Origin of the sequence: Tessaracoccus aquimaris (assembly GCF_001997345.1) — a bacterium.
Taxonomy (GTDB): Bacteria; Actinomycetota; Actinomycetes; order Propionibacteriales; family Propionibacteriaceae; genus Arachnia; species Arachnia aquimaris.
This window is the reverse complement of sequence record NZ_CP019606.1, coordinates 2,462,731-2,475,721: the sequence shown is the minus strand read 5'-3', so window position 1 is coordinate 2,475,721 and position 12,991 is coordinate 2,462,731. Positions and strand designations below refer to the sequence as shown.

Annotated in this window: 6 protein-coding genes; 4 read left to right on the top strand and 2 right to left on the bottom strand. The window is 69.4% G+C overall.

From position 1 onward, the window contains the following. Positions 1–276: 276 nt before the first annotated feature. The 4 genes from BW730_RS11550 (at position 277) to BW730_RS11535 (ending at position 8,903) form a co-directional block, all read left to right on the top strand. Positions 277–1,950 carry an NAD(P)-binding protein gene (locus BW730_RS11550; RefSeq protein ID WP_226996754.1) on the top strand — a complete coding sequence of 558 codons (1,674 nt, stop codon included), beginning with the start codon at positions 277–279 and terminating at the stop codon, positions 1,948–1,950. Beyond that, positions 1,905–5,510: a pyruvate:ferredoxin (flavodoxin) oxidoreductase gene (gene nifJ / locus BW730_RS11545; RefSeq protein WP_077686364.1), complete on the top strand. Its 3,606-nt coding sequence runs from the start codon at positions 1,905–1,907 to the stop codon at positions 5,508–5,510. Before BW730_RS11550 ends, nifJ begins: the two co-directional genes overlap by 46 nt. 22 nt (positions 5,511–5,532) lie before the next feature. Further along, positions 5,533–6,522, top strand: coding sequence for a dihydroorotate dehydrogenase-like protein (locus BW730_RS11540; protein WP_237268049.1), 990 nt, complete (start codon positions 5,533–5,535; stop codon positions 6,520–6,522). A gap of 230 nt (positions 6,523–6,752) precedes the next feature. Next, positions 6,753–8,903: a hypothetical protein gene (locus BW730_RS11535; protein WP_077686362.1), complete on the top strand. Its 2,151-nt coding sequence runs from the start codon at positions 6,753–6,755 to the stop codon at positions 8,901–8,903. 508 nt (positions 8,904–9,411) lie between these two features. On the opposite strand, the gene BW730_RS11530 is transcribed toward BW730_RS11535, so the two are convergent. Together BW730_RS11530 and BW730_RS11525 are read right to left on the bottom strand one after the other, a co-directional pair. Continuing rightward, entirely contained in the window at positions 9,412–11,082 is a 1,671-nt protein-coding gene (locus BW730_RS11530) for an NAD(P)/FAD-dependent oxidoreductase (protein WP_077686361.1), read from the bottom strand. A 7-nt stretch (positions 11,083–11,089) separates the two neighbouring features. Beyond that, positions 11,090–12,940: a Na+/H+ antiporter gene (locus tag BW730_RS11525; protein ID WP_077686360.1), complete on the bottom strand. Its 1,851-nt coding sequence runs from the start codon at positions 12,938–12,940 to the stop codon at positions 11,090–11,092. Positions 12,941–12,991 lie beyond the last annotated feature (51 nt).

Genomic DNA, 12,991 nt, shown 5'->3' with positions numbered 1-12,991 from the left:
CCCAGTGCCCGGGAGGTCGCCAGCGGGGTGGGCGCGCCGCGCGGCTTGTGGCGCGGGGAAGGTCGGGCGTTGAGCATGTTCGGTCAGTCGATTGCGATTCGAACGTTCAACCACGCCGCAACCGGCAACGAGCGACCAAACATGCTCAAACGAGGGACCCCGACCCCCGCGCCCCGAGGGCGGCGCGGGGGCGGCACCGGGCGACCGATGGCCGCCCGAACAACCCCGCGGGCTTGTCCCCACCCAAATGTTTGTGACTAACCTCCTCCATCTACGATGCTTTGTAGTAGAACCCATGAGGAGGATCAGGCAATGAGGCCGGAACGACGGGATATGACGGTCCATCCGGACCTCACCAACACAGAGGGCCGAGTGGCGCCGGTGCGCTCCCGCAAGCCCGTCTACCTCGACATGCTGCCGCCGTGCAACGCCGGATGCCCCGCGGGGGAGAACATCCAGGAGTGGCTGCGCCTCATCAAGGCGGGCGAGGCCGAGGCCGCGTGGCGCCAACTGGTGCGCGACAACCCGTTCCCCGCGATCCACGGCCGCGTCTGCTACCACCCGTGCGAGACCGCGTGTAACCGCAAGGACCTCGACTCGGCCGTCTCCATCCACTCGGTCGAGCGCTACCTGGGCGACCTCGCCATCACCAACGGGTGGCAGTTCCCGACCCCGCGCCGCGTCTCCAACCGCCGGGTGATGGTCGTCGGCGCCGGCCCGTCCGGGCTCTCGGCCGCCTACCACTTGGCGAAGCTCGGCCACCACGTCGAGGTCTTCGACGCTGGCGACAAGCCGGGCGGCATGATGCGCTACGGCATCCCCGAGTACCGGTTGCCGCGCGACGTCCTGGACGCCGAGATCGACCGGCTCCGCACCCTCGGGGTCGTGTTCAGGCAGAACGCGCCCATCAAGGACCTGCTCGCCACCCAGCGCGAGGGCAACTTCAACGCCGTGTTCGTCGCGGTCGGAGCCCACATCTCCAAGCGCGTCGACATCCCCTCCTCCGACGCCTCGCGTGTCGTCGACGCCGTCAGCTTCCTGCGCGACGTCGCCTCGGGCGAGCGCCCCGTGATCGGACGCAAGGTCGCCGTCTACGGCGGCGGCAACACCGCGATGGACGCCGCCCGCGTCGCCAAGCGCCTCGGCGCGGAGGAGTCGGTGGTCGTCTACCGGCGCACCGAGCAGCAGATGCCAGCGCACGAGGAGGAGCGCGAGGGCGCCGAGACCGAGGGCGTCAAGATGAACTGGCTGCGGACCATCACCTCGATGGACGAGGCCGACCTCACCGTCGAGATCATGGAACTCGACGAGCACGGCAAGGCCGTCGGGACGGGCCGCTTCGAGAAGTTGGCGGCCGACACCGTGATCCTGGCGCTCGGCCAGCGCGCCGACACCGACTTCCTGCACGCCATCCCCGGCATGAGCTTCCACGACGACGTCGTCGACGTCGACCCCACGTCGCTGATGACGGCGGTGCCAGGCATCTTCGCCGGCGGCGACGCCGTCCCCTCCGACCGGACCGTCACCATCGGCGTCGGCCACGGCAAGAAGGCCGCAAAGCGGATCGACGCGTGGCTCAACACCGAGGAGTGGGTCCAGCCCGCCAAGAACCCGATCGTCAGCCTCGACCAGATGAACGTCTGGTACTTCGGCGACCACGAGCGCCGCCAGCAGGTCGAGGCCGATCCCGAGGAGCGCACCGAGGGCTTCGGGGAGGTGCTTGCCGGGCTCACCGACGCCGAGGCCGAGTTCGAGGCCCGCCGCTGCTTGAGCTGCGGCAACTGCTTCGAGTGCGACGGCTGCTTCGGCGCCTGCCCGGAGGACGCCGTCATCAAGCTCGGCAAGGGCAACAGGTACCGGTTCGACTACGAGCTGTGCACCGGCTGCGGCACCTGCTACGAGCAGTGCCCGGTGCACGCCATCGAGATGATTCAGGAGGGGCAGCGGTGAAGGCCATCATCGACGGCAACGAGGCGGCGGCCGATGTGGCCTACCGGGTGAGCGAGCTGTGCTCGATCTACCCGATCACGCCGAGCTCCACCATGGCCGAACTGGCCGACGAGTGGGCCGCCCATGGCAGGGCCAACGTCTGGGGGCAGGTCCCCACCGTCATCGAGATGCAGTCCGAGGGCGGTGCCGCGGGCGCGATGCACGGCGCGCTGCAGGGCGGCGCCCTGTCGACGACGTTCACCGCGTCCCAGGGCCTGCTGCTGATGATCCCCAACATGTACCGCATCGCGGGGGAGCTGACCTCGACGGTGTTCCACGTCGCCGCCCGCTCGCTCGCCACGCAGGGTCTGTCGATCTTCGGCGACCACCAGGACGTGATGGCGGTGCGCCAGACCGGCGTCTGCCTGCTGAGCTCTGCGTCCGTGCAGGAGGCCCACGACATGGCCGCGATCGCACACCGGGCGACGCTGCTCAGCCGGCTCCCGTTCGTGCACTTCTTCGACGGGTTCCGCACCTCGCACGAGCTCAACACCATGACAAAGCTCGCAGACGAGCAGTTGAGCGAGTTCATCCCGCGCTCGCTCGTCCTCGAGCACCGCGCGCGGGCGCTCAGCCCCGCCAACCCGTTCATCCGCGGCACGGCGCAGAACCCCGACACCTACTTCCAGTCCCGCGAGACGGCCAACCCCTTCTACTCGGAGGTGCCCGGCATCGTCGCCGAGACGATGGACCGCTTCGCCGAGCTGACCGGACGCCGCTACGACCTGATGGAGTACCACGGCGACCCCGAGGCCGAGCGCGTCGTCGTGGTGATGGGCTCCGGCATCGAGGCCATCACCCCCGTCGTCGACCGGCTCAACGCCGAGGGCGGCAAGGTCGGCGTGATCCAGGTCCGCCTGTACCGGCCGTTCCCCGTAGACGCGTTCCTCGCGGCGCTGCCCGCCAGCGCACGGCGGGTCGCGGTGCTCGACCGGACGAAGGAGCCGGGCGCGGGCGGCGAGCCGATGTTCCTCGACGTGTCCAGCGCTCTGGCCGAGGCGGTCGCGTCCGGGCGACGCGCGAGCCTGCCGACCGTGATCGGCGGCCGCTACGGGCTGAGCTCGAAGGAGTTCACCCCCGCGATGGTCAAGGCCGTCTTCGACGAACTGGGCGCCGAGTCGCCGCGGCCGCGGTTCACCGTCGGCATCCACGACGACGTGACGCACCTGTCGCTCGACTACGACCCGACACTCGACCTCGAGGATCCGGAGACGCTGCGCGCGGTGTTCTACGGCCTCGGTTCCGACGGCACAGTCGGCGCCAACAAGAACACCATCAAGATCCTCGGCTCCGACGAGGACACCTTCGCGCAGGGCTACTTCGTCTACGACTCCAAGAAGTCGGGGTCGCGGACCGTGTCGCACCTGCGGTTCGGTCCCAACCCCGTCAAGGCGCCCTATCTGGTCTCGCAGGCCGGGTTCATCGGCTGCCACCACTGGTCGATCCTGGAGCGCGTCGACGTGCTCGAGTTCGCCCGGCCCGGCACCACGCTGCTGGTCAACTCGCCGCACGGCGACGACACGTGGCACCGCCTGCCGGCAGAGATGCAGGCCAAGATCATCGCGCTCGGCATCAACGTGTACGCGATCGACGCGGGCAAGGTCGCACGGGCCGCGGGCCTGGGAAGTCGCACGAACACGATCCTGCAGACCTGCTTCTTCGCGATCTCCGGCGTGATGGAGCGCGGGGCCGCCATCGACAAGATCAAGTCGGCCATCACCAAGACCTATGCGCGCAAGTCGGCGGAGATCGTCCGCAAGAACCACCTCGCCGTCGACTCGGCGCTCGCGGAACTGAACAGGCTGGAGGTGCCCACCGACGCGACGTCGGAGCACGGCTTCATCCCGCCGGTGCCCGGTCACGCGCCGGAGTTCGTGCGCACCGTCACCGCGACGATGCTGCAGGGCCGCGGCGACGACCTGCCCGTCTCCGCGCTCCCGGTCGACGGCACCTACCCGTCCGGAACTACCAAGTTCGAGAAGCGCAACATCTCCGACATCGTCGCCGAATGGGACGCCGAGAACTGCATCCAGTGCGGCAACTGTGCCTTCGTGTGCCCGCACGCGGTGCTGCGCGCCAAGTCCTACCCGGACCAGCAGTTGGAGGGCGCGCCCGATGGCTTCCTGAGCGCGCCGCTGAACGCCGCTGGTCTCCCGTCGACCCGCTACACGCTGCAGGTCTACGTCGAGGACTGCACCGGCTGCGGCCTGTGCGTCGAGGCGTGCCCCGTCAAGCCGATCGACCAGCCGTCGCGTCGGGCCATCAACCTGGAACCGAAGCTGGACCGCGAGGCCGACAGGAAGGCCATCGAGTTCTTCGAGCAGATCCCCCACAACGACCGCGCGTGGATCGACTACGGCACCGTCCGCGGCATCCAGTTGCTCGAGCCGCTGTTCGAGTTCTCCGGAGCCTGCTCCGGTTGCGGCGAGACGCCGTACCTGAAGCTGCTCAGCCAGTTGTTCGGCGACCGGGCGACCATCGCGAATGCGACCGGCTGCTCGTCGATCTACGGCGGCAACCTGCCGACGACGCCCTGGGCGAAGAACGCCGCGGGACGCGGACCGGCCTGGTCGAACTCGCTGTTCGAGGACAACGCCGAGTTCGGCCTGGGCATGCGATTGGCCGCGGACCTGCACACGGACCTGGCGCGCGCCAGGCTGGAGGAACTGCGCGGCGAGATCGCCGACGATGCCCTCGTCGACGCGATCCTCGGCTCCGAGCAGAAGCAGGGCTCCGAACTGGCCGAGCAGTTAGTCCTCGTCGACCGGCTGAAGGAGCGGTTGGCGCAGCTTGAGGGTCCGTTGATCGACGACCTGAGCTCGGTCGTGGACCACCTTGTACGCCGGTCTGTGTGGATCGTCGGCGGCGACGGGTGGGCCTACGACATCGGCAGCGCAGGCGTCGACCACGTGCTCGCCTCTGGCCGCGACGTCAACATCCTGGTGCTCGACACCGAGGTGTACTCCAACACCGGCGGCCAGGCGTCCAAGTCGACCCCGCTCGGTGCGGTCGCCAAGTTCGCCTCCGGCGGCAAGTTGAGCAACAAGAAGGACATGGCCATGCAGGCGATGGCCTACGGCTCGGTCTACGTCGCGCGGATCGCGATGGGCGCCGACCCGCAGCAGACGCTGAAGGCGTTCCGCGAGGCGGAGGCCTACGACGGCCCCAGCCTGATCATCGCCTACAGCCACTGCATCGCGCACGGCTACGACATCCGCAAGGGGCTCGAGCAGCAGTACCGGGCCGTCAACTCCGGCCACTGGCCGCTGATGCGCTACAACCCGATCATCCGCGACGCGGGCGGCAACCCGTTCCTGCTCGACTCGCCGCGGCCGCGCATGTCGCTTGAGAAGTACCGCTCAGCCGAGTTGCGCTACAAGGTGCTCAAGGCGGCCGACCCGGAGGAGGCCCAGCGACTCCTCGACCTCGCCCAGGCGCAGGTCGACCGCCGCTGGGAGGAATACGAAGAGCTTGCGCTGCGCGGGGCCGAGCGCTTCGCCGTGGACGCCAGGAGGGACTGACATGGACCTGACCACCACCTACATGGGACTCACGCTGCGCAACCCGGTCGTCGCGTCGGCCGGCCCTCTGTCGCAGACCGTCGAGGGCATCAAGTCGCTCGCCGACGGCGGCGTCGGCGCCGTCGTGATGTACTCGCTCTTCGAGGAGCAGTTGCGCCGCGAGGCGGAGCAGACCGCGATCCTCGAGGACATGTACGACGACGCCAACGCCGAGGCGATGAGCTACTTCCCGAGCGTGCCGCAGTCGTCGCAGGACGCCAGTTCGGCCTACCTGCGCCTCGTGGAGGCGGGCGCGAAGGCGATCGACGTGCCTCTGATCGCCTCGCTCAACGGCGCGTCGGTCGGCAACTGGACGCAGACGGCGCACCGCCTGCAGGAGGCGGGCGCGGCGGGCATCGAGTTGAACATCTACTTCGTGCCGGGCGACATCACCGTTTCCGGCGGCGAGGTGGAGGAGCGGCACCTGGAGATCGTCAGCGCAGTCAAGGGCAGCGTCGACATCCCGGTTGCCGTGAAGCTCAGCCCCTACTTCTCGTCGGTCGGCAACATGGCAGTACGACTAGACGCCTCAGGCGCCGACGCGCTGGTGCTGTTCAACAGGTTCCTGCAGCCAGACATCGACGTGGAACGGGTCACGGTCGAGTCCGGGGTGTCGCTGTCGTCGGCCATCGAGGGAAGGCTGCCGCGCACCTGGATCGCCGTGCTGCACGACCGGATCGAGGCCTCGCTCGCCGCGACCACGGGAGTCGACACCGCCGACGACGTGATCAAGTACATCCTGGCCGGCGCGGACGTGGTGATGACGACGTCCTCGCTGGTGCGCCGTGGCCCCGCCTACGCGCAGGTCCTCGTCGAGGGACTGAGCAGTTGGCTCACCTCCCATGAGATCCCGCTGGTCAAGGCCCGCGGCCTGCTCGCCGTCCCCAAGGACGCCGCCGCGGACGCCTACGAGCGCGCCGGTTATGTGTCGGCCCTGGAGAAGGCCAAGTCGACCTACGGGTCGCTGCGCTGAGGCTCGGTGCGGTTCTAGCGTTGAGCAGTAGTCGTTGTTCGTTGCGCGGCGCGACGGCCTTCGTCGGCGTGTCGCGCAACGAGACCCGAATGCTGCTCAACCCCATGTGCGGGTGGCGGTCCGCGCCCGCCCTGGTCAGCGCGATTTCGACCTGGTTATCTGCACCGCAGGACTGCTAGCCTCGCCGCGAGCGGGGCCCACGCCTCGTCCGCCGATGCGAGGAGTTCAGGGTGATCAGCTACGAGGACATTGGCGACCTGGAGGGTGAGGTCGAAGAACAGGTCCAGGAGATCATCGACCGCAGGCAGGAACTCGGCGACATGCCGCTGTCGCTGGCGCGCGTCGAGGCCTTCGAGCAGTTCTACCAGGACGCGGAGAACATCGAGTTGCCGCACTTCATGGCGACGGCCCGCTACGAGCAGTTCATCACCCTCAGCGACGGCGGCATGCCGCGGGAGGCGGCCGAGTACTACCTGATGCTGCTCGACGTGCTGGAGCGCCACGGCCAGTACGTGCACCCGAGCAACCGCGCCGCCTTCTACCGCTCGGCCCCGTCGTTCATCGACTCCCTGATGCGGACGCCGGAGGTGCCCCTCGAGACGATCCGTGGCTTGCTCGACCGGGTGGAGGGGCAGGCCCTCGCCGACGTCGGATCGCCCGCCGACATCCTGCTCGCCCGCGCGATGGTCGCCTCACGGCTCGGCCACCAGGCGGAGACCCTCGACCTGCTCGACCGCTGGGCCGCCGTCGAGGATCCCGAATGGTCGCCCTACGACGACGGAACCGTGCGGGTGGAGATCGGCGTCCTGGAGGGAGTCAGCCTCGCTGCCGCCATCGAGACGCAGCGCGAGCGCACCGCGGACCTGTACCTGCGCGACGCCGATGCCCGGGCCTACCACGCCTTCGTGCTGGCCTCGCTCCTGTCGCAGGCGGGAGAGGTCGACGAGGCGCGCCGCGTGATCGCCGACATCGGCCCCGAGGCAGGGGCCGATGCGGAGGTGACCATGGACGACCACCTCCGCGCGCTCGAGTCGTTCCCGGTCGAGGCCGCCGCCGAGGCGCGCCGGATGCTGGCCGCCTTCGACCTGACCTCCCCGGGCGAGTACACGGCGATCGCCGCCATCGCGCGCACCCTGCTGCTCGCCGACCCGGACGACGCCAACGGCCTCGACCTGATGCGGATCGCCGAGACGAACGCCGCCAGGCTCGACGCGCGCAACGGCACCGACGCGCAGCGCCGGATCCTCGCCGAACGGTGGTGGACCGGTCTGCCACCCGCGCCGTCGCCCGCGCCCGAGGACGAGCTTGCGGGCATCGCGGAGCGGGTCATCCTGAACACGATCGACACCGTCGTCGACTTCGCAGACGCGCCGTACTTCCTGCGCGACGACTACACCGCGCTGACGTCGTTCACCGACATCTACAGCGCCCCCGATGCCGAGACCGCCGCCCGGCTCGCGGCGGAGATCGAGGCGGAGTCCCAGCGACTGCGCTTCCCGACTGGCGTCGGCTTCGCCAGGTGGTCCCTGTGCATCTACCACTTCTCCGACGGCGAGCGCCGGGTCGCGTTCCGGATGTTCCCTGAGGTGCAGAACTTCATTGTCGAGAACGCCGCGGTGCTCTCGCCGCTGCTTCTTGACTCGTTCGCCACCTCGTTCGCGCTGCTGTTCGACGAGGTGTTGACCTCGCCGGAGGTGTCGCTCGCCGACCTGCGCTCGATGATCGAGAACCAGCAGCGGTTCGCAGACGAGAACAGGCAGCCGAGCTACCCGGTCGCCGTGGCGCGGGCCATCCTCGCCGCGCACCTTGGCGACGTCGAGGACCTCGAGGAATGGCAGTTCCAGGCCATGCAACTCGGCCACGCGCAGGAGTCGCCGGTGGGAGCGGTCGAGCTCTCGATGGTGCTGACCACCGCGCGGATCAGCCCCGAAGCCGCGGCCCAGCTACTTCCCGCCCTCCCGGACGACGTCACCTCGGCCGACGAGGAGAAGACACGCAACTTCTCCGTCCTCGGGGCGTACCTCGACTGGCGCACCGCGGGTCGGGCGGCGTCGGACGGTTGGGTCGACGCCATCCTGGACTCGGTCGACGGCGACTTGGAAGAGATCAACTCCACCACCCCGCTCGCGTACTTCATCGCGGCCCTGGAAGGGTCGGCGCGCTTCGACGACCTGCTCGAACCGCTGGAGCAGACGGCGCGGCGCGCGCTGCCGCACTCATGGGAGTCGTTGGCGGCTCTCGGTGGGGTGCTGCTGCGCCGAGACCCGGCGGACGCCCGTGGTCGGGCGCTTCTCGACGAGGCCAGGGCACACGCCGCTGCCCTCGACCGCCGCAACGCGACGACGTCGGCGAGCGAGCAGATGGAGCGTCTCTGGCTGTAGTCGGAGGCTCGGGTCGTTCGTCGAGAGTGTCGAGACGTCCGGGCTCTGGCTCGGTGTACGGACCCCTCGCCCGGCTCGGGGTGGTCGTTCGTCGAGCTTGTCGAGACGTCCGGTTCTGGCGCGGTGTTCGGACCCCTCGACGGGCTCGGGGATCGGTGGCCGGTCTGTGCGGCGGCTCGGGGTGGTCGTTCGTCGAGCTTGTCGAGACGTCCGGTTGTGGCGCGGTGTTCGGACCCCTCGTCGGGCTCGGGGGTCGGTGGCTGGTCTGTGCGGCGGCTCGGGGTGGTCGTTCGTCGAGCTTGTCGAGACGTCCGATTGTGGCTGGGTGTTCGGACCCCTCGACGGGCTCGGGGATCGGAGCGGTGCGGGGTTTGGACCCCTCGACGGGCTCGGGGATCGGAGCGGTGCGGGGTTTGGACCCCTCGACGGGCTCGGGGAACGGTTTGGGCGCGGTGTTCGGACCCCTCGACAGGCTCGGGGAACGGTTCGGCTCGGGAACTGCCCGCCGTCAGCCCAGCCCAGCGAGGTGGCCGTGCACCAGCGACACGACCGTCGCGCCCTCACCCGTCGCCGAGGCCACCCGCTTCATCGACCCAGAGCGGATGTCCCCGATCGCGAACACGCCTGGCACCGACGTCTCAAGGTCCGTCGGCGGGCGACCGTCGAGCCAGGCCTCGGGCGGCAGGTCGCGGCCTGTCAGGACAAAGCCCTGCTCGTCGCGGAGAACCGCCTCCGGCAGCCAGGCCGACTGCGGCTCGGCGCCGATCAACAGACACAACGCACGCACCTCGCGGCGCTCCGTTTCACCCGTGACGACGTCGCGCAGATCGACCCAGGCCAAGTGGCCATCCTCGCCTGGGCCGCCGTCGACCACCTCGCAGTTGCCCCGCACTGTGATCCGTGGGTTGTAGCTCACCTCGTTGATCAGATACGTCGACATCGTGGATGTGAGGTCCTCGCGCCGCACCACCAGGGTCACGGACCGCGCGTACCTTGCCAGGTGCACCGCAGCCTGGCCCGCTGAGTTGCCCCCGCCGACCACGACCACGTCCTGGCCGACCAGTTCCGGTGCGACCGCCATGGCCGCGCCGTAGTGCACACCGTCCCCGACGAGGGCCTCCAACGATCCGACGCCGAGCCTGCGGTACGTGACCCCAGCGCCCACCACCACGGTGCGGGCGAGCACGTCGCCGCCGTCGGTGTGGACCCGGTGCGGTGCGCCGTCCGAGCCGGGTGTGACGCCCGTGACCGGCCAGCCCGTGTAGAACCTGGTGCCGAACCTCAACGCCTGGCTGCGCGCCCGCTGGGTCAGCCGCATCCCCGAGATGCCGCGCGGGAAGCCAAGGTAGTTGCGGATCATCGAACTGGTGCCGGCCTGGCCGCCGATCGCCTCCGCCTCGATGGCGATGGTGCTGAGCCCCTCGCTCGACGCGTACACGGCGGCCGCGAGTCCGGCAGGGCCTGCCCCGACGATCGCCAGGTCGATGACCTCGTCGACGTCGATGTCGTCCGGGCGACCGTACAGTCGCACCGCGAGTTGGCGCACCGACGTGCAGTGCTCGACGATGCCGGGCGCCGCGACGAGCGGCCAGGAGCCTGCGGGCCCCTCCCAGCGTTCCAGCACCGCGCGACCAGCGGGCGAGTCTGGGTGGTGCATGCCGTGCGGCGTGCCCGCCCTCAACAGGAAGTCGGAGATGGCCCGGGTCAGCGCGGTGGCCTCGGGGGCGATGATCTGGATCGACTCGACCTGCGGCGCCGCCGTCGCGCCCCAGTCGTTGAGCAGTTCCCCGATCGCGACGTGGAACTCCTCGTCGCGCACCCCACGCGGCAACAGCAGGTGGGCGTCGAACTTGCCCGCCGCCAGCGCGTGCCTGAGGTCGGTGCTCTCCGCGATGAACGTCTCCCACGGCGACACCACCACGCGTCGGGCGGTCGGGACGGCGGTGCGCATCATGTGCATCGCCTCGTACCAGGTCGCGTCGGGCAGGTTCGTCTCCATCACGAACAGTGCGACCGTCGCGCCCGCGGCCAGCAGGTCCTTGGTGCGGTGCTTTGCCTCGAGGGCGGAACCGGTGATGACGAGGTCGTACTCGTGCTCGTAGCGGCGGAACTGAGCGGCGAGGACGTCGGGGTGTCCTGCGGAGATGCAGACGATGGCGGGGGCGTCGGGTGTTGTCATTCGTTCCTCACGAGGTCTTCAGGTGGACATAGCACCAGCGCCAGTTTTCGCCCGGCTCTGCCGACTCCATCACGGCGTGACCGGTGTCGTGGAAGTGCGCGGTGGCGTGCTGGCCGGGGGATGAGTCGCAGCAGGCGACGTTGCCGCAGACGAGGCACTGGCGAAGTGCGACGGTGTGGGTTCCCTCGTCGCGGCAACGCTGGCAGAAAGCGTCCTTGGCGGTCTCGACCGCCGGGTAGTCGAGGAGGTCGGGGCAGTCGCCCCCGTCCTCGCCGAGCGGGGCAGCCCGCACGAACTCGCGGGTCTCGGCGCTGACGTCGATCATCGACTCCTCCAGGTCGAGCATGCCGAGCACCTCGCGGACGACATCGGAAGGCACCCGACCCTCGCTGCGGATCTCCAGCACCCGGGCACGCTCGGCGTCGATCATCTCGATCCGGATGCGGGCGTACAGGTCGGACGGCGATTCGGCGCCGGTCGTGGTGGAGAGCCGCTCCCAGGCGGCGAAGGTGCGCTGATCCAGGCGCGTGCGGATCTGGTCGACGACCCCGGTCTGGTCGTCGAAGTCGAGTTCGTTCAAGCGGCGCAGGCCCGCGTCGGCCGCCTGCTGCAGCACGGTGGCCCTGGCTAGCGCATCGCTTGCCGGGTCGGGCGCGTCGACCTTGAGTGCCCTGGTGATCAGCGGCAGCGTCAAACCCTGCCCGAACAAGGTCCCGACGACGACCGTCAGCGCGATCAGGAGCAGCACCTCATGGTGTGGCACCGTCTCGGGGATCAGCAGCGCCGCGGCGAGCGTCACCACCCCGCGCATCCCCGCCCAGCCGATCACGAACGAACTGCTGCGCGGCATCCGCTCCGACGGTGGACGGAAGGCGTCGCGGATGCCCTGCTGAGCGAAGACGAACCCCACGCGCACCACGATGACGCAGGCGAGTACCGCGAGACACACCAGTATCACGCGTCCGATGCTGAGGTCGCTCTCGGCGATCGCGGCGAGGATCGAGCGGGTCTGCAGGCCGATCAGCAGGAAGACGGCGTTCTCCAGCAGGAACGCGATGGTGCGCCACGTGATGGTCTCCGTGATGCGGGAACGGGCGTTCTGGATGATCGGCGCCTTGTGCCCGAGCAGGATTCCGGCCACCACCACGGCGATGACGCCGGAGGAGTGGATCCGCTCGGCGATCAGGTAGGCGGCGAAGGGGGTCACGAAGGACACGGCCGTGTCGAGCAGGGGGTTCTCGAGCCGCCTGCGGACCCAGGCGACCACGATGAAGACCAGCAGACCGATGATCAGGCCACCACCTGCGGCGCGCAGGAAGTCGAACTCGATCGCGCCCACCGACACGGTCGCGGCGATGGCGGCGATCGCGGTACGCAGCGCCACCAGGGCGGTCGCGTCGTTGAGCAGCGACTCCGCTTCAAGGATGGTGACCACCCTGCGAGGCAGCCCGATCCGGCGCGCCACGGCGGTCGCGGCGACCGCGTCCGGCGGCGCGACGACCGCGCCGATCGCCACCGCGACGGGCCAACCGACCGAGGGCAGCAGCCACATGACGACGCAGGCGACGGCCGCGGTGGTCACCACCACAAGCACGACCGAGAGTTGCAGCACATTGCCGACGTTTGCGCGCACGTCCAGGAGCGAGGTCTGGATCGCCGTCGAATACAGCAGCGGGGGAAGCAGTCCCAGCAGTACCACCTCCGGTTCCAGATGGATCTCCGGGATGAACGGCAGATAGGACGCGACGATGCCGACCGCGATCAGCAGCATGGGCGCGGCGATCCGCAGACGCTCGGACAGCGCGGTGCCAGCAATGACGGTGATCGCGATCGCCACAAGCAGGAAGACAGTTTCCACTCAGCAATTGTGCTGCCTCCGTCAAGTGTTCGGCGCCCGTGTTAGCGTCGC